The sequence below is a fragment of the Paraburkholderia sp. J12 genome, from assembly GCF_905220215.1.
In the GTDB taxonomy this organism is placed as follows: domain Bacteria; phylum Pseudomonadota; class Gammaproteobacteria; order Burkholderiales; family Burkholderiaceae; genus Paraburkholderia.
On the sequence record NZ_CAJMZC010000002.1, the window covers coordinates 313,639 to 335,985 of the forward strand.

Annotated in this window: 18 protein-coding genes; 12 read left to right on the plus strand and 6 right to left on the minus strand. The window is 66.5% G+C overall.

The annotated features are described in order from the left end of the window. The first annotated feature begins 1 nt into the window (after position 1). The 6 genes from U5760_RS06390 (at position 2) to U5760_RS06415 (ending at position 7,778) form a co-directional block, all read left to right on the plus strand. Positions 2–1,459: a DUF3108 domain-containing protein gene (locus tag U5760_RS06390; RefSeq protein WP_322010460.1), complete on the plus strand. Its 1,458-nt coding sequence runs from the start codon at positions 2–4 to the stop codon at positions 1,457–1,459. 416 nt (positions 1,460–1,875) lie between these two features. Further along, positions 1,876–2,664 (plus strand): 3-oxoadipate enol-lactonase, encoded by a 789-nt coding sequence (gene pcaD, locus U5760_RS06395; protein WP_322010461.1) that lies wholly within the window; start codon positions 1,876–1,878, stop codon positions 2,662–2,664. A gap of 184 nt (positions 2,665–2,848) precedes the next feature. Then, positions 2,849–3,106, plus strand: a complete 258-nt coding sequence (locus U5760_RS06400) for a DUF3567 domain-containing protein (RefSeq protein ID WP_322010462.1) — start codon at positions 2,849–2,851, stop codon at positions 3,104–3,106. 253 nt (positions 3,107–3,359) lie between these two features. Further along, positions 3,360–4,445 (plus strand): homocysteine S-methyltransferase family protein, encoded by a 1,086-nt coding sequence (locus U5760_RS06405; protein WP_322010463.1) that lies wholly within the window; start codon positions 3,360–3,362, stop codon positions 4,443–4,445. Between the two features lie 27 nt (positions 4,446–4,472). Further along, complete coding sequence (gene metH, locus U5760_RS06410) at positions 4,473–7,241, plus strand: methionine synthase (RefSeq protein WP_322010464.1); 2,769 nt, start codon at positions 4,473–4,475, stop codon at positions 7,239–7,241. A 312-nt stretch (positions 7,242–7,553) separates the two neighbouring features. Further along, positions 7,554–7,778 (plus strand): acid-shock protein, encoded by a 225-nt coding sequence (locus U5760_RS06415; protein WP_322010465.1) that lies wholly within the window; start codon positions 7,554–7,556, stop codon positions 7,776–7,778. Positions 7,779–7,905: 127 nt separating this feature from the next. On the opposite strand, the gene U5760_RS06420 is transcribed toward U5760_RS06415, so the two are convergent. After that, a complete protein-coding gene (locus U5760_RS06420) occupies positions 7,906–8,238 on the minus strand; it encodes a DUF1840 domain-containing protein (protein WP_322010466.1) in 333 nt (110 codons plus the stop codon). A gap of 303 nt (positions 8,239–8,541) precedes the next feature. Between U5760_RS06420 and argS the strand changes: the two genes are divergently transcribed. From argS to U5760_RS06445, 5 genes are all read left to right on the plus strand, one after another. Further along, complete coding sequence (gene argS, locus U5760_RS06425) at positions 8,542–10,326, plus strand: arginine--tRNA ligase (RefSeq protein ID WP_322010467.1); 1,785 nt, start codon at positions 8,542–8,544, stop codon at positions 10,324–10,326. A 136-nt stretch (positions 10,327–10,462) separates the two neighbouring features. After that, positions 10,463–11,290: an SPOR domain-containing protein gene (locus tag U5760_RS06430; RefSeq protein ID WP_322010468.1), complete on the plus strand. Its 828-nt coding sequence runs from the start codon at positions 10,463–10,465 to the stop codon at positions 11,288–11,290. 46 nt (positions 11,291–11,336) lie between these two features. Then, positions 11,337–11,972, plus strand: coding sequence for a thiol:disulfide interchange protein DsbA/DsbL (locus tag U5760_RS06435; RefSeq protein ID WP_322010469.1), 636 nt, complete (start codon positions 11,337–11,339; stop codon positions 11,970–11,972). A 16-nt stretch (positions 11,973–11,988) separates the two neighbouring features. Next, a complete protein-coding gene (locus U5760_RS06440; RefSeq protein WP_322010470.1) occupies positions 11,989–12,768 on the plus strand; it encodes an SDR family oxidoreductase in 780 nt (259 codons plus the stop codon). A gap of 221 nt (positions 12,769–12,989) precedes the next feature. Next, positions 12,990–14,618, plus strand: a complete 1,629-nt coding sequence (locus U5760_RS06445) for an ABC transporter substrate-binding protein (RefSeq protein WP_322010472.1) — start codon at positions 12,990–12,992, stop codon at positions 14,616–14,618. 41 nt (positions 14,619–14,659) lie between these two features. On the opposite strand, the gene U5760_RS06450 is transcribed toward U5760_RS06445, so the two are convergent. Together U5760_RS06450 and U5760_RS06455 are read right to left on the minus strand one after the other, a co-directional pair. After that, the gene (locus tag U5760_RS06450) at positions 14,660–15,802 is read right to left on the minus strand and encodes a hypothetical protein (RefSeq protein WP_322010473.1); all 1,143 of its coding nucleotides are present in this window, start codon (positions 15,800–15,802) and stop codon (positions 14,660–14,662) included. Positions 15,803–15,830: 28 nt separating this feature from the next. Continuing rightward, on the minus strand, positions 15,831–16,835 hold the full coding sequence (locus tag U5760_RS06455; RefSeq protein WP_322010474.1) for a hypothetical protein: 1,005 nt from the start codon (positions 16,833–16,835) through the stop codon (positions 15,831–15,833). Between the two features lie 324 nt (positions 16,836–17,159). Between U5760_RS06455 and U5760_RS06460 the strand changes: the two genes are divergently transcribed. After that, positions 17,160–17,459 (plus strand): hypothetical protein, encoded by a 300-nt coding sequence (locus U5760_RS06460; protein WP_322010475.1) that lies wholly within the window; start codon positions 17,160–17,162, stop codon positions 17,457–17,459. 87 nt (positions 17,460–17,546) lie between these two features. Here the strand turns inward: U5760_RS06460 and U5760_RS06465 are convergent, their stop codons facing one another. From U5760_RS06465 to U5760_RS06475, 3 genes are all read right to left on the minus strand, one after another. After that, on the minus strand, positions 17,547–18,563 hold the full coding sequence (locus tag U5760_RS06465; RefSeq protein WP_322010476.1) for a sulfate ABC transporter substrate-binding protein: 1,017 nt from the start codon (positions 18,561–18,563) through the stop codon (positions 17,547–17,549). A gap of 148 nt (positions 18,564–18,711) precedes the next feature. Further along, entirely contained in the window at positions 18,712–19,491 is a 780-nt protein-coding gene (gene fabI / locus U5760_RS06470) for an enoyl-ACP reductase FabI (protein WP_322010477.1), read from the minus strand. Positions 19,492–19,535: 44 nt separating this feature from the next. Then, positions 19,536–22,214, minus strand: a complete 2,679-nt coding sequence (locus U5760_RS06475) for a DUF3141 domain-containing protein (RefSeq protein WP_322010479.1) — start codon at positions 22,212–22,214, stop codon at positions 19,536–19,538. Between the last annotated feature and the right edge of the window lie 133 nt (positions 22,215–22,347).

A 22,347-nucleotide genomic window follows, 5' to 3' on the forward strand; every position in this document is an offset into this window, starting at 1 on the left:
AATGCCGAGCGCCGCCGCCCGCCCCGACCCTACCCGCACCGCCCCCGCGCCGCGTTCGCGCGCGTGGCGCTGGGTGGCCGTGTTCGTCGCCGTGACGCTGCTTCACTGGCTGGCGGCGGGGTGGATCGAGCGGCATCGCGGCGTGCCGCCGCCCGCACGCGACGTGCACGTGCCGGTGCAGGTCGCGCTGCTCAAACCCGCGCGCGTCGAACGCGAGGCGCAGCCCGCCGCGAAAGCCGCCACGCCGAAAGCCGCGCCGCGCCCGGTGCATCGCGAAGCGCACACGCCGCACGAACTGCGCGCGCTGACGCCGCCCAGACCGCATCCCGAGGCCGCAGCCGCCGAGCCCGCATCGAGCCCGCCAGCCCCCGAGACGGCCGCCTCCGACGCAACCGCCAGCAGCCCAGCAGCCGCCGCGGGCACCCGCGGCGGCACGGCGCAAGCCGGCGCAGGCAACGGCAACACGCCTTCCGCGCCGGCCACGCAAGCCTCGCATGGCGTGAAGTTCTCGATCCCGCCCTCGGGCGAACTGCAGTACGACACGTTCTATAACGGCATGCGCAACCAGCCGGGCACGATCCATTGGGCAAGCGACGGCCAGCGCTACGAAATGGTGGTCTCGGTGCCGCTGCCGTTCGTCGGCACGTTCAGCTGGACGAGCCGCGGGCACGTGGACGCGTTCGGCATCGCGCCGGATCAGTACATCGAAAAACGCGGCCACCGCCCCGCGGATTTCACCGTCTTCAACCGCAGCGACAAGCAGATCGTGTTCACGCGCACGCCGAATTCGCTCGCGCTGCCCGACGGCGCGCAGGATCGCTTCAGCATGGTGATGCAGCTGGCGAGCCTCGTGCGCGGCGACCCCGCCGCCTACAAGCCGGGCGTCACGCGCGAGTTCTACGTGGCCGACAACGACAGCGGCGAAACCTGGCCCGTGACCACCATCGGCGACGAAACCGTGAGCACCGATCACGGCTATGTCACCGCGCGCCACTTCATGCGACTGCCGAGGCGCGACGGCGACAAGCGGCGCATCGACGTGTGGCTCGCGCCGTCGCTCGGCTGGCTGCCGGTGCGGCTCGTGCAGACCGAGCCCAACGGCAGTCAGTTCGAACTCGTCTGGCGCGGACCGCTCGCGATTCCTGCGGCGAATGCGGCAGGCGACCGTTCGACCGCGAACGACACCGGAGAAACAGCTGCGCCAGGCAACAGCGGCGGCGGCGAGGCGCCGCCGAGCCCGCCCGCCGGCGAGCCCGGCAACGCGCCCCAGCCCGACGAGCCGGCTGCCCCCGCAGCGGAACAACCGGCCACTACAGCCCCCGCCGCGCCGTCCGGGTCCGAAGATCCCGCACAGCAACCGGCCACACCGGCCGCCGAGGCGCCGCAAACGCCGACGGCCTCCCCTGCGTCGCCCCCCGCTGGCAACGTTTCCACCCACGACGCGCCCGCACAGCCCTGAACGCCGCCTGGCCGCGTCACTCGAAGCGCTCCGTCACGCGCCCGCCAGAACGCCTGCCGCATCGGCCCGCTTCGCGGCAAGACGCGGCGAAATAGCGCATACTGGAATCGGTCGCAGCAGAGTTCGCCGAAGGGTCGGGAGCACGCAGGCACCGCCCCTTCGATACGACGCAACGCTTCGAAGATCGAAGCGCATCGAAGCGAAAACAACAACCATCGCGAACTGAGCCAAACGCAACAAAGAGCAACAAAAAGCAGACGAAAAACCCCGCTCGCGACCTGAACGTACGAACCGAGGACAACAGCAAACAACGTCCCGCGCACCTTCGGGCGCGCGGGTTGCGCAACCGGCATCGCGTGCACACAGCACCTCGCAGACGGCCTGACTCCCGACCCGGCAACGTGAAGGAGGAAACCATGCAAGTGACTGTCAACGGCATCGATACGCACTACCTCCTCGACGACCGCAGCGGCGGCCCCGTGCTCGCGTTCGTGCATCAACTGGGCGGCGACCTCACCGTGTGGGATCAACTGGCCGGCCATTTCCGTCATCGCTACAGCGTGCTGCGCTACGACGTGCGCGGCCACGGCGCGAGCGCGCTTTCGCGCGAGCCGTTCGGCGTCGCACAGTTGGCAAGCGATCTGAACGCCATGCTGGAGGCAACCGGCATCGCGAACGTCCATCTCGTGGGTGTATCGATGGGCGGCATGATCGCGCAGCAGTTCGCACTCGACTATCCCTCGCGCGTGCGCTCGCTCGCGCTTTGCGACACCGTGAGCCGCACCGCGCCCGAAGCGCGCGAGATGTGGAACCAGCGGGCCGCGCTCGTGCGCCGCGAAGGCACGGCGGCACTCGCGACGGCCACCATCGAGCGCTGGTTCACGCCCGACTTTCGCCGCACGCATCGCGAGACAGTCGAAAAAATAAGTGACGTTTTATTACGGACAGCTTCGGAAGGTTATGCGATGGCGTGCGAGGCCCTGCGCGATTTCGACGCGCACGATCGCCTCGCCGCACTGAAGGTGCCGACGCTTGCCGTTGCCGGCCGTTACGACACCGGCACGCCGGCTGCGCTCACACAAAGACTTGCGCAGGCGATCGCCGGCGCGCGCCTCGAGATTCTCGACGCCGCGCATCTGGCCCCCGTAGAGGAATCGCAACGGTTCGCGGCGTTGCTTGAAACGTTTCTCCATCAGTCGGTCTAAACATTTGAACCCGGGAGGACAGAGAGCCAAGGCGGTAACAGGCGGAACGAAAAGGGAAAGCAGGTGAGCAGGCGGTAAAGAGGGAGCCCTTGAATTCCGGACCGAACGCTCCATGTATTGGCCAAGGATAAATTCGGTCAATACCAGGAAGATGCCAGGGAGCACAGGAAAAAGGAGTGTCGCCATGCAAATGATCTACAACAGTCCCAACTATTGCGTTGTCGAATTCCCCCCGCAGGACGGTCACAATGCGATGCGGGCTGGCGGTTACGAAATCGTGGACAAGAACGCGCGCCGCGAGATCTTCATCGACGGCATGATGGCGGCAAGCTTTCGCGAGCACGTGCAAAAGCTGATGGATGAAGAGCAGTCGCTGGACGAAGTCGACGAATTCCTCGGCCGCTTCGACAGCCTCATGCAGCAACCGGTCGTGCTCCACTGAGCGCGCATCGGCCGGCGACAACCTGGCGGTAACAGCGGCACTCGCACTCACGCTCAGGGATCACGCTCAGGGATCAAGCTCAGGATTCACGCTCAGGGAACCCCGTCCGCTTCGGCGGCCGGGGTTTTTCTTTATGCGCCCCTGCATTGCAGCCAGGCCCTCGCGCGCCGCGAGCACGCGCGGCGAGGCGGCCCGGCTGCGGCTACAATATTGGGTTTCCTCGTTCAACCGGCGTCTAAGCCCATCCGCCCTCATGAACCAGTCCGCCGATACCGTCTCCCGCACCGCCGCCCATCGTCCGGCCGCGAGCGCGCCCTATACGCGCGGCGCCGCCCTGCCGGCGCTGCTCGCCTCGCGCATCCTGATCCTCGACGGCGCCATGGGCACGATGATCCAGCGCTACAAGCTCGACGAAGCCGCCTATCGTGGCGAACGCTTCAAGGACTATCCGCGCGACATCAAGGGCAACAACGAACTGCTCTCGCTCACGCAGCCGCAGATCATCAGCGAGATTCACGAGCAGTACCTCGCGGCGGGCGCGGACATCATCGAAACGAACACGTTCGGCGCGACCACCGTCGCCCAGGACGACTACGGCATGGGCGAGCTGGCCATCGAAATGAACGTCGAGTCGGCAAAGCTCGCGCGCGCCGCATGCGACAAGTATTCGACGCCCGACAAGCCGCGCTTCGTCGCCGGCGCCATCGGGCCGACGCCGAAGACCGCGAGCATCTCGCCCGACGTGAACGATCCGGGCGCGCGCAACGTCACGTTCGAAGAGCTGCGCGTGGCGTACTACGAGCAGGCGAAGGCGCTCATGGACGGCGGCTGCGACCTGTTCCTCGTCGAGACGATCTTCGACACGCTCAACGCCAAGGCCGCGCTCTTCGCGCTCGACCAGCTCTTCGAAGACACGGGCGAGCTCTTGCCCATCATGATCTCGGGCACCGTCACCGACGCCTCGGGCCGCATTCTCTCGGGACAGACCGTCGAGGCGTTCTGGAACTCGCTGCGTCATGCGAAGCCGCTCACCTTCGGCCTGAACTGCGCGCTCGGCGCGGCGCTCATGCGCCCGTACATCGCCGAACTCGCGAAGCTGTGCGATACGTACGTTTCGTGCTACCCGAACGCGGGCCTGCCGAACCCGATGAGCGACACGGGTTTCGACGAAACCCCCGCCGATACCTCGGGGCTCCTGAAGGAATTCGCCGCGGCCGGCCTCGTGAACGTGGCGGGCGGCTGCTGCGGCACGACGCCGGACCATATCGCCGCGATCGCGAAGGCGCTCGCCGAAATCAAGCCGCGCCGCTGGCCCGGCCAGTATCGCGACGCCGCCTGAAGACGCACGCAGCGCCGCCCCTGACGCATGCCTCGCTTCGCCGACACTCAAGACAACCTGACGATCCGGTCCTCCGCCATGACTGACCATACCCTGCGACTCTCCGGCCTCGAACCCTTCAACGTGGGCGAAGGCACGCTGTTCATCAACGTGGGCGAGCGCACCAACGTGACGGGCTCGAAAGCGTTCGCGCGGATGATCCTGAACGGCCAGTTCGACGAGGCGCTCGCGGTCGCGCGCCAGCAGGTGGAGAACGGCGCCCAGGTCATCGACGTCAACATGGACGAGGCGATGCTCGACTCGAAGGCGGCGATGGTGCGCTTCATGAACCTGATCGCCTCGGAGCCGGACATCGCGCGCGTGCCGATCATGATCGACTCCTCGAAGTGGGACGTGATCGAGGCGGGCCTGCAGTGCGTGCAGGGCAAGGCGATCGTGAACTCGATCTCGCTGAAGGAAGGCAAGGAGCCCTTCATCCATCACGCGAAGCTGATCCGCCGCTACGGCGCCGCCGCCGTGGTGATGGCCTTCGACGAGAAGGGCCAGGCCGACACCTTCGAGCGCAAGACCGAGATCTGCAGGCGCTCGTACGAGGTGCTCGTGAACGAAGTGGGCTTCGCGCCCGAAGACATCATCTTCGACCCGAACATCTTCGCGGTGGCAACCGGCATCGAAGAGCACAACAACTACGCGGTGGACTTCATCGAAGCCACGCGCTGGATCAAGCAGAACCTGCCGTACGCGAAGATCAGCGGCGGCGTCTCGAACGTGTCGTTCTCGTTTCGCGGCAACGACCCCGTGCGCGAGGCGATCCACACCGTGTTCCTCTACTACGCCATTCAGGCGGGCATGGACATGGGCATCGTCAACGCGGGGCAGCTCGGCGTGTATGCCGATCTCGATGCCGAGCTGCGCGATCGCGTGGAAGACGTGGTGCTCAACCGCCGCCCCGACGCGACCGACCGCCTGCTCGAAATCGCCGACAAGTTCAAGACCGGCGCCGCGAAGAAGGAAGAAAACCTCGAGTGGCGCAACCAGTCCGTCGAGAAACGTCTCGCGCACGCGCTCGTGCATGGCATCACGAACTTCATCGTCGAGGACACCGAAGAAGCGCGCCAGAAGATCATGGACGGCGGCGGTCGCCCGATCAACGTGATCGAAGGCCCGCTCATGGACGGCATGAACGTCGTCGGCGACCTGTTCGGCCAGGGCAAGATGTTCCTGCCGCAAGTGGTGAAGTCCGCTCGCGTGATGAAGCAGGCGGTCGCGCACCTGATCCCGTTCATCGAGGAAGAAAAGCGCCAGCTCGCCGAAGCGGGCGCCGACGTGCGCGCGAAGGGCAAGATCGTGATCGCCACCGTGAAGGGCGACGTGCACGACATCGGCAAGAACATCGTGTCGGTGGTGCTCCAGTGCAATAACTTCGAAGTGGTCAACATGGGCGTGATGGTCCCGTGCAACGAGATTCTCGCGAAGGCGAAGGTCGAAGGCGCGGACATCATCGGGCTCTCCGGGCTCATTACGCCGTCGCTCGAAGAGATGGCCTATGTCGCCTCGGAAATGCAGCGCGACGACTACTTCCGCGTGAAGAAGATTCCGCTCCTGATCGGCGGCGCCACCACCTCGCGCGTGCACACCGCCGTGAAGATCGCGCCCAACTACGAAGGGCCCGTGGTGTACGTGCCCGATGCGTCGCGCTCGGTATCGGTGGCGTCGAGCCTGCTTTCCGACGAAGGCGCGGCGAAGTACATCGACGAACTGAAGGTCGATTACGAGCGCATTCGCGACCAGCACGCGAACAAGAAGGCGCAGCCCATGGTCACGCTCGAAGAGGCGCGCGCGAACAAGACGAAGATCGACTGGGCGAACTTCAAACCGGTGAAGCCGAAGTTCATCGGCCGCCGCGTGTTCAAGAATTTCGATCTGAACGAGCTTTCGCACTATATCGACTGGGGCCCGTTCTTCCAGACATGGGACCTGGCCGGTCCCTATCCGCAGATCCTCAACGACGAGATCGTGGGCGAGTCGGCGCGCAAGGTGTTCTCGGACGCGAAGTCGATGCTCGCGCGCCTGATCCAGGGCCGCTGGCTCCAGGCCAACGGCGTGATCGCGCTGCTGCCCGCGAACACCGTGAACGACGACGATATCGAGATCTATACCGACGAGTCGCGCCGCGAGGTCGCGCTCACGTGGCGCAATCTGCGCCAGCAGTCGGTGCGCCCCGTGGTGGACGGCGTGATGCGCCCGAACCGGTCGCTCGCCGACTTCATCGCGCCGAAGGATTCGGGCGTGGCCGACTACATCGGCATGTTCGCGGTGACGGCCGGCATCGGCGTGGACGTGAAGGAAGCGCAGTTCGAAAAGGACCACGACGACTACAGCGCGATCATGCTCAAGGCGCTCGCGGACCGCTTCGCCGAAGCTTTTGCCGAAGCCATGCACGCGCGCGTGCGCCGCGACCTGTGGGGCTACGCGAGCGGCGAAACGCTCGACAACGACGCCCTGATCGCCGAAAAGTACTCGGGCATCCGCCCGGCGCCGGGCTATCCCGCGTGCCCCGACCACCTCGTGAAGCGCGACATGTTCGAGGTGCTGCAGGCGGGCGAGATCGGCATGAGCGTGACCGAATCGCTCGCAATGCTGCCGGCCGCGAGCGTTTCGGGCTTCTATCTCGCGCATCCGGACAGCACGTACTTCACCCTGGGCAAGATCGGCCAGGATCAGCTCGCCGACTATGCCCGCCGCATGGCGCTCTCCGACGAGGATGCCCGCCGCGCGCTCGCGCCGCAGCTCTGAGGCTGCGGGCAGCCTGCGCCGCCCTTCCCCCTTTTACGGCGCGCGGGTTGCCGTCTTCCAGCGTGTTCAACCGGGCGCTGCAACCGTTGCGTTGCAGCAGCCCGACATATGCCGTTCCATAGACTAAATATTTGGCGCGTGCGACTTTTCGTCTTTGTAAGATGGACCGGCACTACCCTCGGCCAGATTGGCTCGGCCGGATAAGGCCGGATGGGTCAAACCGTGCCCGAAGCGAGTCGGAAAAGGCAGAAAGCTCGCTCATCAGCAGGTCCTTAAAAGCAACTATCAAGCAACTATCGACGGAGAAATCGTATGAAGAAGCTGGTGTTGATGTTGGCGGCATTCGGCATCGCAGCCCTCGCGGAGCCCTCGTTCGCGCAGCCGGCCTCGCAGCCGGCAGTCGCCCATCCGGAAGCGAGTGCGGCGACGTCGTATTCGGCGCCCACCGAAAAGCACGTGAAGAAGCCGAAAAAGAAGAAGGTGAAGAAGGGTGCGGCTTCGGCGGCCGACGCGGCACCGGCAGCAGCGAGCCAGTAAGCAGAAAACCGCGGAACGCGGTGCGCATGAAACAGAAGAGCCCGCTCAAGCGGGCTCTTCTGTTCTGTTATCGGACTCAGCCGGAAACACAGGCCTCAGCGGGCTTCACCTTCGCCCGCGCCCACACTCAAATCCCCCACACGATATCGCTCTGTTCCTTGTGCGCCGCGCGCAGCATGTCGAGAAACGGGAACGCGCGCTGCGCGAGACCCACCGGCTCTTCATGAGGGCGCTGCTCATAGCCCTCTTCGCCCTCGTGGAAATGGCCTTCGTGTTCGGCGCGTTCGCGCTTGTCGGTGGCGATCGCCGCTTCGAGCTTGCCGATCGCAGCCTCGAGTTCGTCGTGCGAGATCACACCGCGCGGTCCGAGCCGCTTGCCGATGATACCGAGCAGGTACTGAGCGAGATTTTCAAGCATCAAGACATCAGGCGATGCGTGGCATTTGAATGTAACCAGCATGACAGTTCCCTTTTGATTTTTTGAGGTCCGCGCGCCCGGCTGACGCTTGCCTGGCTCTCCCAGGCGCCAGACACCCTGCGGCCGGCGAGTTCATCCCGGCAAGGAACCACCCTTGCGGGCTTCTCATGGAACATATTAGCACCCTGCTAAAATCCGTCTGAACGGAATTACCCGCACGGGCCGGCCGGCATGGCGCCGCAAGCCCTGGGGCACGATGCCCGCCCCCACCCAGTACCCGATGGCAACGCGCGGGCCCAACCGGCCGAAGCGCCCGCCATCACCCGCACAGGACCTGCAACAAGCATGCTGCCCGCACAGAAACTCACCCTGGAGACCCTGTTCGCCGACGCCGTCGGCCAGGTGGCCAAGGCCCTCGAAGGCGCCTCCGAAGCCGCGTTCATCGCGCCCACGATCACGCTCGAGCGCCCGAAGGTCGCAGCCCACGGCGACGTCGCCTGCAACGTGGCCATGCAGCTCGCCAAACCGCTGCGCGCCAACCCGCGCCAGCTCGCCCAGCAGATCGTCGAGGCCGTGCTCGCGCTGCCCGCGGCCGCCGGCCTCGTCGAGTCGGCCGAAGTGGCCGGCCCCGGCTTCATCAACCTGCGTCTCACCGCGAACGCCAAACGCGCCGTGATCGGCGCCGTGTTCGCCGAGGGCGAGGCCTTCGGCCGCTCGCAGCGCGACGCGGGCAAGCACGTGCTGGTCGAATTCGTCTCCGCGAACCCCACGGGCCCGCTGCACGTCGGCCACGGCCGCCAGGCCGCGCTCGGCGACGCGATTTCGAACGTGCTGGCCTCGCAGGGCTACGACGTGCACCGCGAGTTCTACTACAACGACGCGGGCGTGCAGATCGGCAACCTCGCCATCTCCACCCAGGCGCGCGCGCGCGGCTTCAAACCCGGCGACGCCGAATGGCCCGAGGCCGCCTACAACGGCGAATACATCGCCGACATCGCGCGCGACTACCTGGCGGGCGAAACGGTCAGCGCGAAGGACGGCGAGCCCGTGAAGGGCGCACAGGACCCCGAAGATCTCGATGCGATCCGCCGCTTCGCCGTGGCCTATCTGCGCCACGAGCAGGATCTCGACCTGCTCGCGTTCGGCGTGAAGTTCGACCAGTACTACCTCGAATCGTCGCTCTACACCGAAGGCCGCGTGGAGAAGACCGTCGAGGCGCTCGTCGCCTCGGGCGAGACCTACGAGCAGGAAGGTGCGCTGTGGCTCAAGACCACCGACTACGGCGACGACAAGGACCGCGTGATGCGCAAGTCCGACGGCACCTACACGTACTTCCTGCCGGACGTGGCCTACCACGTCACGAAGTGGGAGCGCGGCTTCACCAAGGTCATCAACATCCAGGGCTCGGACCACCACGGCACCATCGCGCGCGTGCGCGCGGGCCTGCAGGCGCTCGGCGTCGGCATCCCGAAGGGCTATCCCGACTACGTGCTGCACAAGATGGTCACCGTGATGCGCGACGGCCAGGAAGTGAAGATCTCCAAGCGCGCGGGCAGCTACGTGACCGTGCGCGACCTGATCGAATGGTCGGGCGGCGCGACCGCCGGCAGCGAAGCCTCGCCCGACCTGCTCGACGAAGCGACCATTCGTCGCGGCCGCGACGCCGTGCGCTTTTTCCTGATCTCGCGCAAGGCCGATACCGAATTCGTGTTCGACATCGACCTCGCGCTCAAGCAGAACGACGAGAACCCCGTGTACTACGTGCAGTACGCGCACGCGCGGATCTCGACGATCCTCTCCGACTGGCAGGCGAAGCACGGCGGCAACCTCGCCGCGCTGCCCAAGGTCGACCTCGCGCCGCTCGCAAGCGAACGCTCGCTCGCGCTCGTGGCGAAGCTCGCCGAATTCCCCGACATGCTCACGCATGCCGCCGGCGAACTCGCGCCGCACGCCGTGGCGTTCTATCTGCGCGAACTCGCCGCCGAGTTTCACTCGTTCTACAATGCCGAACGCGTTCTGGTCGACGACGCGGCCGAGCGCGACGCCCGCGTTGCGCTGCTGGCCGCCACGCGCCAGGTGCTCGCGAACGGCCTCGCGGTGATCGGCGTTTCGGCGCCGGAGCGCATGTAACGCGAGACGGGCGAACGTGCGCAGCGAACTTCCGGCTTAAACCGCACACGAAGCAACATGCATGGGGCCGCCCGCGCCTGACACGCAAGGCGCGGGCGGCCATTCCAGATTCTCTTGTTTGCAGGTGATTCAGACGATGGCACAACCGCGCCGCACTACGAAGCAGCAGTCCAAACAGTCCGGGGGCACCTTCCTCGGCATCGTGCTGGGCCTGATTGTCGGCCTTGCGATCGCGGTGGTGGTGGCGCTCTACATCACGCGCGCGCCAACGCCGTTCGTCTCGAAGGTCGCGCCGCCCGCCTCGGACGCAAGCGACGCAAACGCCCAGTACGACCCGAACCGCGCGCTGCAGGGCAAGTCGCCGGGCCAGCCCGTGCCGCAGGCCGCGCAAAGCACGCCGCCCAACATGGCGCCGGGCCAGAGCACCAACCCGTCGCAGTCGCCGGGCATGCTCGAAGAGCCGCAGATCGTGGAAGTGCCGCCCTCGGGTTCGTCGACCGATAACGGCACGGGTGCCGCGAACGGCGTCGCCGTCGCGCCGGCGCCCGCCGCCGGCAACAACGCCGCGAACAACACTGCCAACACCTCGAAAACGCCGCCGTCGTCGAGCAACCCGGCGCAGATCCTCGCGAACAACCAGCCGCAAAAGCCCGCCACGGCCATCCCGGCGCCGGGCGCGAAGCCCGCGCAGGCAGGCTCGGCCGCGCCCGCCGCCAGCGACGCCAACACCGGCTACTTCCTCCAGGTAGGCGCCTACAAGACCTCGGCCGACGCCGAGCAACAGCGCGCGCGCCTCGCCTTCCAGGGGTTCGAATCGAAGGTCACGCAGCGCGACGCAGGCGGGGTCACGTATTATCGAGTCCGCATCGGCCCGTTCGGGAAGTTCGAAGACATGAACTCGACGCGTCAGCGCCTGTCCGACGCCGGTATCGATACGGCGGTCATCCGCTTCACGAAACAGTAATGGAACCGGCCGCGCGGCCGGCAATCTCTACACGAGTCAGAAGAACATGAAACGACTTCTTGGTACGCTTTTGCTTTCCCTTTCGATGGTTGCCGGCGCAGCGCACGCTTCGCCCGCCGCGCCCGTGGCCGGCAAGGACTACACGGTCATAGCGCAGCAGCCGCTCGACGTGCCCGCGGGCAAGATCGAGGTGATCGAATTCATGTGGTACGGCTGCCCACACTGCAACGAGTTCGACCCGTACCTCGAAGCCTGGATCAAGAAGCAGGGCCCGGATGTCGTGTTCAAGCGCGTGCCGGTGGCATTCCGCGACGACTTCATCCCGCACTCGAAGATGTACTACGCGCTCGACGCGCTCGGCCTCGCGGACAAGCTCACGCCCGCCGTGTTCCACGAAATCCACGTGAACAAGAACTACCTGCTCACGCCGCAAGACCAGGCCAAGTTCCTCGCCACCCAGGGCGTGGATCCGAAGAAGTACATGGACGCGTACAACTCGTTCTCGACGCAAAGCGCGCTCCAGCGCGACAAGGCGCTCCTCGACGCGTACAAGATCGACGGCGTGCCGACGCTCGCCGTGCAGGGCAAGTACGAAACCGGCCCCGCCGCGACCAACAGCCTGCCGGGCACGATCCAGGTGCTCGATTTCCTCGTTTCGCAGGTTCGCGCGAAGAAGCTGTAAGCCCCGGCGCGCCGGTATGAGTCAACCGCTGAAGGTCTTCATCACCGGCGCATCGAGCGGCATCGGTGCCGCGCTCGCCGCCGAATACGCGCGGCGCGGCGCCGTCCTCGGGCTCGTCGCGCGCCGCGCCGACGCCCTCGACGGATTCCGGCAAGCTCACCCGCAGCATCCCATCTCGATCTACCCCGCCGACGTGCGCGATGCCGAAGCGCTCGCGAGCGCCGCGCGCGCCTTCATCGCCGAACACGGCCTGCCCGACATCGTGATCGCCAACGCCGGCGTGAGCCGCGGCGCCGTGACGGGCCAGGGCGACCTCGCGGCCTTTCGCGACGTGATGGATACCAACTACTTCGGCATGGTCGCCACCTTCGAGCCGTTCGCCGCAGCGATGAGCGAGGCACGGCGCGGCACGCTCGTGGGCATCGCGAGCGTGGCGGGCGTGCGCGGGTTGCCGGGCTCGGGCGCCTATAGCGCGTCCAAGGCCGCGGCGTTCGCCTACCTGGAGGCATTGCGGGTGGAGATGCGGCCGTTCGGCGTGAAGGTCGTCACGATCGCGCCGGGCTACATCCGCACGCCCATGACGGCGAAGAATCCGTATCGCATGCCGTTTCTCATGGACGCCGACCGGTTCGCCCGCAAGAGCGCCGATGCAATCGCGGGCGGCACGTCGTTCGCGGTGTTTCCGTGGCCCATGCGGGTGGTCGCGGCTCTCCTTTCCGCGCTCCCGCGCTGGCTCTACGATCGCGCGTTCGAGAAGGCGCCGCGTAAGCCGCGTGCCTCCGCGGCAGGCGAGTAAGGCCGACAAAACCTCGCCGGTCCGCGTCCAGGGGCGATCAAGCCCCCCATAAGGGTATGCGGATTAATTTGTTGTCTCGTCAATTTCCCTTCGATAAGCTTTCCCGCATCGGGCTGCTCCCCGCACGCCACGTCGCGCGCACAAAAACCAGACGCAACCGGAAGCCGCCCGCTTCCACGGACACAGTACCGCGGATCCACTCGCAGACAACCGGAGATCCCATGCGTTTCACCTCGCCTGTCCCTGCGCTCGTCGGCCTGCGCGCCGCCGCCGCGTGTGCCCTCGGCGCCGCACTCGCCTTCACCGGCACGAGCGCGCTCGCGAAGCCGCTGACGGTCTGCACCGAATCGAGCCCGGACGGTTTCGACGTCGTGCAGTTCAACTCGCTCGTCACGACCAATGCCTCCGCGGACGTGATCTTCAACGCGCTCGTGTCCTACGACGAGGCCGCGAAGAAGGTCGTCCCCGCGCTCGCCGACAAGTGGGAAGTGAGCCCCGACGGCCTCACCTACACGTTCCATCTGCGCCCGAACGTGGCGTTCCAGACCACCGAGTGGTTCAAGCCCACGCGCGCGCTGAACGCCGACGACGTCGTCTTCACCTTCGAGCGCATGCTCGACGCGAACAATCCGTGGCACAAGATCGCGGGCGCGAGCGGCTTCCCGCATGCGCAGTCGATGGGGCTGCCCAAGCTCATCAAGTCCGTTTCGAAGGTGGACGGCAACACGGTGAAGTTCGAACTCACCGAGCCGAACGCCACCTTCCTCTCCATCCTGACGATGGGCTTCGCGTCGATCTATTCGGCCGAGTATGCCGACCAGCTGCAAAAGGCCGGCAAGGAAGTCGATCTCAACGCGAAGCCGGTGGGCACGGGCCCGTTCCAGCTGAAGAGCTACACGAAGGACGCGCTGATCCGCTACGAGGTGAATCCGTCCTACTGGGGGCCGAAGCCAAAGGTGGACCGCCTGATCTACGCCATCACGCCCGACGCGGCCGTGCGCGCGCAGAAGGTGAAGGCCGGCGAATGCCAGATTGCGCTGTCGCCGAAACCCCAGGACGTAGCCGCGGCCAAGGGCGACAAGTCGCTCAAGGTCGTCGAAACGCCCGCGTTCATGACCGCATTCGTCGCGCTGAACACGCAGAAGAAGCCGCTCGACAACCCGAAGGTGCGCCAGGCGCTGAACCTCGCGTTCGACCGCACGACCTACCTGAAAACGGTGTTCGACAATACGGCCACGCCCGCGACCAATCCGTGGCCGCCCATCACCTGGGGCTACGACAAGTCGATCCAGCCTTACCCGTACGATCCGGCCAGGGCGAAGCAGCTGCTCGCCGATGCGGGCCTGCCCAACGGCTTCTCGACCACGATCTGGGTGCGCCCGAACGGCAGCGTGCTCAATCCCAACCCGCGCGTGGGCGCCGAGCTGCTGCAGGCCGATTTCGCGAAGATCGGCGTGAAGGCGGATATCAAGGTGATCGAGTGGGGCGAGCTCATCAAGGAAGCGAAGCAGGGCCAGCATGACACGCTGTTCATGGGCTGGGCCGGCGACAACGGCGACCCCGACAACTACCTCTCGCCGCTCTTCAGCTGCAACGCGGTGCAGTCGGGCATCAACTTCGCGCGCTTCTGCGACCCGCAGCTCGACAAGCTGATCGCCGACGGCAAGGCCACCGCCGATCAGGCCAAGCGCGTGAAGCTCTACGAAGCCGCGCAGAAGATCATCCACGATCAGGCGCTGTGGATTCCGCTGGGCTATCCCACCGCCGCCGCCATCACGCGCACGGACGTAAGCGGCTACCAGGTGAGCCCGTTCGGCCGCCAGAACTTCGGCAGCGTGTCGGTGCAGTAAGGTGCAGTAAGCGCCAGCCGACGACGACGAAGGGTCGGGCTTCAGTCCCGGCCCGCGCCGGGCGCGGGGCGCGTGAAGTGCTTCAACGCCTCCACGGCGTGACGCCAGAACGGCAGCCCGGCGCGCCTGCGCTGGGCCCAGCTATGATCGGGCAGCGCCACGGCGGACCACTGCTGGGCATGCGTGGTGAAGCGCGGCACGCCGAAACGCTCCGGCGCCTCGAACAGATCGAGATAGGCGCGCCGGTAGTGACCGACGAGCGTGGCCTCGTCGTAATACGTCTCCATCCAGCGGCGCGACGCCGCCCCCACCTCTTCGCGCAAACGCCGGTCGGCAAGCAGCGCGCGCAACACCGGCTCCGCCTCCTCCAGCCGCACGTCGACCCACGGCAATTCGACCGCGCCCGTCAGGTGACGCAGTTGCGACTGCACGCGGGCGTCGAGATGGCCGATGGTCGGCTTGCCTTGTGACAGCGCCTCCAGACCGCTCAGGTGATAGTTGCCCGTCACGCATTCGTCGACCGCGAGCGCCGCGGCCTGCTTGATGCGCAGACACGCATCGTGCGGCGTATCGACGATCACCTGTACGCGGCACAGGCCCTTGCGTTCAAGCTTGCGCAGAAGCGCGAGCGTCTGCGGGGCACCCTTGGTTTCCCAGCGCGTCTTCCAGGCACTGGCGCGCCCGCTCGGCGAATAGACCACAACCGGCGGCCCCTCCGCTTCTTGCGCCGGCAAATAGCGCCAGTCGTAGAGCGGCACGAGATTGGGCACCACGCGCGCGAACGGATAATAACGCTCGGGCCCCTGCGCGATCACGAGTTGCGGCACGGGATCGGTGACGATGCGCGTGAGCAGCGCGGGATCGCGCCTCGCCCACAGCGCGGGCGCGGAATGATACTGGCGGATGAGCTTGCGCTCGCCGAAGCGCTTCGGCAGGTCGTCGCCGAAGGTTTCCGAAAATTCGAAGTACTGATGGATATGAATTACATCGGCCGCATCGACGGCGGTGAGCGCCTCTTCGCGCTGCGTCTGCCAGTCGATGTCCACGGCGAACGTGCGCGCACCGTAAGCCGATGCGTTGAACACCACATGGCGGGCTTCGATGTCGGTGTGGCGGTTGAGCGCCGAAACGATGTTGCCGGGACTACCCGCCACCGGCGTATTCGAAAGATGGACGACGCGCATGGTGCCTCGCGTGAAATGCGGCGGCGCGTCAGGCGAGCGCGTGCGCGTCGCGCGCCAGCGCCTGCCAGGGCATCTTGGGGAACACGTCCTCGCCCAGCGCGCTCTTCATCGAGAGGTTCATCACCTGCACGCAGCGGCTGCGCAGGAGCGCCGCGGCATGGCGGAACGACGGTTCGATGAAGCCGTGGTAGTGCCGGTCGATATGACTCGGCTGCATGGACTCGTGCGATTCGTAAAAGCGCGGCGTGCGCGCCGTATCCACGAGATCCACGCCATGCAGGAAGATGCGCCCGAAGCCAAGCGAAGCCAGCACCTGCAACGCCGAATAAGCGACGGTACGGCCATCGAACACGCCGCGGCGGATGTCGAGGCTGAAGCCCAGCGCTTCCGGCGCCTCGAAGAGCGCGAGCGCGCCATGGTCGTGCGCGGCGCGCAACTCGTCGAGCGTGCGGGCCCGCTCGCCCGCGGGAAAAAGCATGTCGTCGAGCAGGAAAACGCGGCAGCGCATGCGGTCGATCGCAAAATGCTGCGCGATGTACCAGAGCACGAGCGGCGTGGTGTACAGCACGAGCGGCTCGCCGATGATGCGCTCGACGAGATCGGGCCGCTGGCGCACGAAGCCGGTATCGACGATGCAGTAGTAGTCGAACCGCACGCCCTGCTGCTGCAGCATGATGGCGCCGTTCACGCCCAGCGCGCGCCCGATCGGTAACGCACGGTAATCGATTTCGTTCACCGACGGGCCGGTGGCGATCAGGTGGCACGCCTGCCGGGACTCCCGCGGATCGGCCGCGGCCAGCGGCATGCCGTTCGCAAAGGGCAGGCTGCGGCCGCGAATGCTCATACCTTCGAGTCGGCCCAGCTCGTCGCGAAGAATCGAGACGCCATGCGCGAGCCGCTCGTTGTGGCGGAACGCGCGCGTATGCGTCCAGCGGTAAAGGAGCTTGAAAAACGTGTTGCCGGCGCGTTGTGCCGGCGTAGACCATACGCGCGCCTGCGTGCCCACCCCGCCGTGTGCGCACGAGGACCGCATGGCAGTGCCTTCGGTGACCATCGCAATACCTTGCATCGAGGCGAAGCCGGCGGCTTCGTGCCTTAATGGAGGGCCAGTCTACGTTTCACAGCCGTTACAAGGGTTACGGGACGGGTCAGCTTTATTACGCTTGCTTACACGCACCGTGGCGAGCCCCCGCGCACGGGCACGCCGCCCGGGCCTGCGTGACCTGCGCACGCTGTCCGCAGGCCGCCGGGTTGGAATATTTGGCGCAACATTGTTGCAGATTCGTAACGCAAAGCGGGGCGCAATCCCCTAGATTGGAGCCATGCCATCGTTCTTCCACCACCGAAGGGGGCTCTAATGAAGACGAAACTGTTTGCTGCTCTCGGCGCCGGGGCACTGATTCTGGCCGCATCGCAAAGCGCCATGGCGGGTGTGGCCATCGGCCTGAACATCGGTGTGCCCGCACCGGTCTATGTCGCACCGGCCCCGGTGTACGCACCGCCGCCCCCGCCGCCGGTGGTCGCTTATCAGCCGGCGTATCAGCCTGTGGCAGTGGTTGCGCCCGCAATCGTCATCGGCTGGCACGGCGACCGCTACTGGGACGGCCGTCACTGGTGGGGCCGCCGCGACTGGTACGCACATCATCGCTACTATTGATCGCGCCGTCTGAAGGCCAGCCGCCAGAAACGAAAACGCCTCGCAATTTGCGAGGCGTTTTGTTGTTAGCGCAACCGTTCAGCAGCGCTACTTTCGATCGGAAACGATCTGATCGAACGTGCCGCCGTCGGCGAAGTGCGTCGCCTGCGCGTTCTGCCAGCTGCCGAACACCTGCTCGACGGTGAAGGTCTTGACGGGCTTGAACTCGCTGGCGTGCTTCGCCAGCACACCGGCATCGCGCGGACGCAGATGATGTTCGGCGATGATCTCCTGCGCCGCGGGCGAGTAGAGATAGTCGAGATACGCCTGCGCGACCTTGCGCGAGCCGCGCTTGTCCACCACCTTGTCGACGATCGTCACCGGCGGCTCCGCCAGGAGGCTCACCGAGGGATACACCGCTTCGAAGTCCTTCGCACCCACGCCCGTGTCGATCAGCGCCACTTCGTTTTCGAAGGTGACGAGCACGTCGCCGATGCCGCGCTGCGTGAACGTGGTCGTCGCACCGCGCCCGCCCGCGTCGAGCACCGGCACGTTCTTCAGCAGCGCGCGCTCGAAGTCGAGCGCCTGCGCGTCGGTTGCGCCCTGCTGCTTGCGGTAGCCCCATGCGGCCAGATACGCATAACGGCCGTTGCCCGACGTCTTGGGATTGGCGATCACCACCTGCACGCCCGGCTTCGCGAGGTCGTCCCAGTCCTTGATGTGCTTCGGGTTGCCCTTGCGCACGAGGAACACCATCGTCGTGGTGTACGGGGCGCTGTCGTCGGGCAGGCGCGCGCGCCAGTTCGCGGGCACCAGATGGCCGCGTTCGGCCAGCAGGTCGATATCGTTCGGCTGGTTCATGGTCACGACGTCGGCCTGCAGGCCCTGCAGCACCGAAAGCGCCTGCGCGCTCGACGCGCCGTGCGACTGCCTGATCGAGACGGTTTCGCCGGTCTTCTTCTGATAGTCGGCGATAAAGCTCGCGTTGATGTCCTTGTACAGTTCGCGCGTCACGTCGTAAGAGACGTTGAGCAGCGACGTTTGAGCGTGCGCCGTCTGGGCGGCTGCCGCCAGCGCGACGATGCCCGCGCCCACTCCGCGCAATGCGCGTCCCCAACCTGCCATGGTGTTCCCCGTATGTCGTTGAAAGGCATGACGGCCGCCGCATTACAGACAGCCGACACCCGATTCTAGCGGGGCGGAACGCACGCCTTATAACGATGCGAGCTTTGCTTTTCTGGTTTTCCGATAAGCGGGGAACGCGACGCCCGGCTCACGCCATGATGTGCGAGCCGCCGTCGATATAGACGGTGTTGCCGCTCATGCGGCGCGCATAGCGCGTGGCGAGAAACGCGGTGGCATACCCCACGTCCATGATGTCCACGAGCTCGCCGAGCGGCGCACGGTCGACGGCATCGGCCAGCATGCGGTCGAAGTCGGGCAACCCGGAGGCGGCGCGCGTCTTGAGCGGCCCCGGCGAGATGGCGTGCACGCGAATGCCGAGCGGCCCAAGCTCGTAGGCCAGATAGCGGCATGAAGCTTCGAGCGCGGCCTTCACGGGGCCCATGAGGTTGTAGTTCGGCACGACGCGGTTGGCGCCGTCGTAGCTCATCGCGAAGAGCGTGCCGCCGTGCGGCATCAGCGGCGCAGCATGCTTGGCCATGCGAATGAACGAATGGCACGACACGTCCATCGCATACGCGAAGCCGCGCGCCGACGAATCGAGCAAGCCGCCGTGCAGATCCTCTTTCGGCGCGTAGGCGATGGAGTGCAGCACGATATCGAGCTTGCCCCACGTCTCGCGGACCGCCTCGAACACGGCCCCCATCTGCGCGTCTTCCTCCACGTTGAGCGGGAGGAACAGCTTCGCGCCGAGTTCGTTGGCAAGCGGTTCGACGTAGGGCTTCGCCTTGTCGTTCAGATACGTGACGGCGAGTTCCGCGCCGAGTTCGGCGAAGGCGCGCGCGCAGCCGTAGGCAATCGATTCGGCGTTCGCGATGCCCGTGACGAGCGCGCGCATGCTGGCCAGGGGGCGGTCGGGAAGAGTCTGCATGGCTTACCTCGCTGCCGGGTACGCGGGTGCGTTCATGCGCGGCCTCACTCGCCCGCCGCACGCGTCGTGCGGCGGCGCGAGGCGGACGTGCCTGCGGCATGCGTCGGCGCCGCGGAGGCGGCGGGACTCGCGCGCCGCGCGGTCTTCGTGGCCGCCGGCGCCTTGGTGCCGGCAGAGGCCGTTGCCGTGCGCGGTGCCGCTGCCTTGGCCTTCGCAGGCGTGCGCCTGGGCTTCGCTGCCGCAACCTGGGTAGCCGCCGCAACCGGCGCGTCGCTGCCCGTTGCGGCCTTGCTGGTGGCCGTGCGCTTCGTCGCTCTCGCCGTCGTGCGTTTGGGCGTTTCTTCGTTCGCCGTCACGGTCTTCGGCGCCGGGGCGTCTTGCGCCGCCGCCTGGGTCCCTACGGCACCCGGCACTGCGCCCTCCGCCGTGCCCCCCTCACCTTCAGGCGCGGCACCGCCCGAAGCCGGTCCACCCGCCGGCGGCAAACCGCTCTTCTCGCTGCCCGGCTCGATGCCGAGCGCGCGCTGCACCTCGCGAAAGCGCTCGCGCCGCTCGCCTTCCAGCGGCGAAGACACCGTCGCGATCCGATACACGGCCGCGAGCAGGGCGCGGCGCGTCGGCATGTCGGGGACGATGGCGGCGAGCGCTTCGATGGCGCCCTTCGGGTCCAGCGCCACGATCGCGCCCTGGCGCCGCGCGGCGTCCTTCAGCTCCGCGATGGTGGGCTGACGGTCGCCCAGATACTCGCGCGCCATTTCGCGCATGCGCTGGAACGGCCGGTACTGCACCGTGTGCATTTCATCGACGAGGTAGGCCATGATGCGCACGAACGCATCGAGGAGCGTGCCCTTCTGAACGTGCGCGCGCGCCGAGCGCAGGCGCAGCTGCGCGAGTTCCTTGCGCAGCTCCATCATCGGCGGCGCGATCGGATCGAGCGGCTGGTTCGGCGCCACGCCCACGAGCGCCTGCACCCACGGCGCCGTATAGACGTTGTAGAACGTGCTCTCGACCCAGGCGTCGCGCGTGTCGCGATACAGGTCCCACGCGGCTTCGATGCTCGCCGACACCTGCTGCTCGATCTGCGTGAAGGGATTGTCGGGCGCGGCCGGCTTGCGGTGCTTGCGCACGGCGTCGGCCACGACCGGCAGCACGGCGAGCGCGGGATTGGCGTCGCTCAGCACGCTGCGCTCGACGCGCGACGGATGCGCCTCGCGCAGAACATGCGCCGTGAGCGCATTGCTCGACGCGCGCACGAACGGCGAAACGAGCAGGTCGTAGAGCCGTTGATTGCTCTCGGCGAGGCGCCGCACCACTTCGAACGGCTGCTCGTCTTCGCGTCCATCGTCGAGCGCGAGAATGTCGTCGATCGTGCGGCGCTCGAAGCGGATCTCGTAGCGCCCTTCGAGCGACTCGAGGCGCCCCGCGTCCGGCGTCGTATCGGTGATCTTCGCTTCGTAGAGGCCCGGCGGCAGCACGTCGATCAGATCGAGCGCCGAAAATAGTTCGGTGTGCTCCTTGTTCGCCACGCTTGCCGAAACGAAGATGCCGAGGTGCCCCACCTTGTCGTGCAGGCAATAGACGATCACCTGCTCGTTGGCGATGATCTCGTCGACGCTCGCATACAGATCGGGGATCCAGTTCAGCGCCTGCTGCGGCGGCGTGATGTTGTCGCCCCACGAGGCGAGCACGATGATCGGCGTGCGGATGTTGCGCAGATCGACCGGCGCGCGCGCGTTCTTCGCATACACCTCGTTGCGCGTGAGGTGATTGCCGACGAAGAGGTTCTGCACGATCCAGTCGATCTCAGCGCGGTTCAGCTGGAAGTGGCCGCCCCACCAGCGCTCGAATTCGAGGAAGCGCTCGCGCTCCGTATCGACCTTCGAGTAAAGGCCGTAGAGCTTGCCCCAGAACGTATTCGCGGGATTGAGATTCTCGAAGTTCTGCACGAGATGCGCGCCGTCGAAGTGGCCGTCGCCCAGATCGGCCGCGAGCGAGGACATCCACGAACCGCCCAGCATGCCGCCCGAATAGCGCATGGGGTTCTTGCCCTTGACGCCGGCCCAGTACGAGAGCGGCGAGCCCGCCAGCATGAGCGGCCCGACCAGCTCGGGCGCGGAAGCCGCGAGCAGCGCCGCGGCCCAGCCGCCCTGGCAGTTGCCGATGATGAAGGGCAGGCCGTCCGAATCGGGATGCAGCGCGCGCACCTTGCGGATGAATACGGCCTCCGCCTGCGCAACCGACTGGATCGTCTGCGTGGGGCACGGCACCGGGAAAAACGTCACGAAGTAGCACGGATGGCCCTTGCGCAGCGCGATGCCCACTTCGCTGTCCATCTTGAAGCCCGCGATGCCGGGACCGTGGCCCGCGCGCGGGTCGATCACGACGAAGGGCCGCATGCGCGCATCGGTGGGCACGCCCGCTTCGGGCAGGATGCGCAGGAGCGCGTAATTGCAGGGATCGTCGAGCTCGCGGCCGTCCGCCACGACCTCGTAGTCGAAGCGCAGCACGGGCGGCATGCCTTCCTGCTCGTGCACGTAGGTCTGGTTGCCGCGCTCGCGCAGCACGTCGAGGAACAGCACGCCGCGCTGCCAGGCGTCGAACAGGTAGTCGTAGAGCGGCTGGATGGCGGCCGGCGGGGGCAGACCGGCAAGAGGCTCGGAGAAAGGCGCGGAAAGAGGCGGAACGAGGGCAGCAGCGAGAGGCGTAAGGGCGGGAACAGCCACGAGACGAATCTCCAGTGTGGTGCAGCGTCATGCTGCATTGCAGTATTTCAATCTAGGCAGCGCGCAGGCGAAAGTCAAGACCAGCAAAAAGGGCACAGCGAGGGCACGGCAAGGGCACGGCGCCCGCCTGCGC

Coding starts and splice junctions, on each gene's coding strand:
- fabI (WP_322010477.1), bottom strand. CDS start 19,491: ATGCAGACTCTTCCCGACCGCCCCCTGGCCAGCATGCGCGCGCTCGTC.
- metH (WP_322010464.1), top strand. CDS start 4,473: ATGCCTCGCTTCGCCGACACTCAAGACAACCTGACGATCCGGTCCTCC.
- U5760_RS06405 (WP_322010463.1), top strand. CDS start 3,360: ATGAACCAGTCCGCCGATACCGTCTCCCGCACCGCCGCCCATCGTCCG.
- argS (WP_322010467.1), top strand. CDS start 8,542: ATGCTGCCCGCACAGAAACTCACCCTGGAGACCCTGTTCGCCGACGCC.
- pcaD (WP_322010461.1), top strand. CDS start 1,876: ATGCAAGTGACTGTCAACGGCATCGATACGCACTACCTCCTCGACGAC.
- U5760_RS06460 (WP_322010475.1), top strand. CDS start 17,160: ATGAAGACGAAACTGTTTGCTGCTCTCGGCGCCGGGGCACTGATTCTG.
- U5760_RS06445 (WP_322010472.1), top strand. CDS start 12,990: ATGCGTTTCACCTCGCCTGTCCCTGCGCTCGTCGGCCTGCGCGCCGCC.
- U5760_RS06465 (WP_322010476.1), bottom strand. CDS start 18,563: ATGGCAGGTTGGGGACGCGCATTGCGCGGAGTGGGCGCGGGCATCGTC.
- U5760_RS06420 (WP_322010466.1), bottom strand. CDS start 8,238: ATGCTGGTTACATTCAAATGCCACGCATCGCCTGATGTCTTGATGCTT.
- U5760_RS06440 (WP_322010470.1), top strand. CDS start 11,989: ATGAGTCAACCGCTGAAGGTCTTCATCACCGGCGCATCGAGCGGCATC.
- U5760_RS06390 (WP_322010460.1), top strand. CDS start 2: ATGCCGAGCGCCGCCGCCCGCCCCGACCCTACCCGCACCGCCCCCGCG.
- U5760_RS06435 (WP_322010469.1), top strand. CDS start 11,337: ATGAAACGACTTCTTGGTACGCTTTTGCTTTCCCTTTCGATGGTTGCC.
- U5760_RS06415 (WP_322010465.1), top strand. CDS start 7,554: ATGAAGAAGCTGGTGTTGATGTTGGCGGCATTCGGCATCGCAGCCCTC.
- U5760_RS06455 (WP_322010474.1), bottom strand. CDS start 16,835: ATGCGGTCCTCGTGCGCACACGGCGGGGTGGGCACGCAGGCGCGCGTA.
- U5760_RS06430 (WP_322010468.1), top strand. CDS start 10,463: ATGGCACAACCGCGCCGCACTACGAAGCAGCAGTCCAAACAGTCCGGG.
- U5760_RS06400 (WP_322010462.1), top strand. CDS start 2,849: ATGCAAATGATCTACAACAGTCCCAACTATTGCGTTGTCGAATTCCCC.
- U5760_RS06450 (WP_322010473.1), bottom strand. CDS start 15,802: ATGCGCGTCGTCCATCTTTCGAATACGCCGGTGGCGGGTAGTCCCGGC.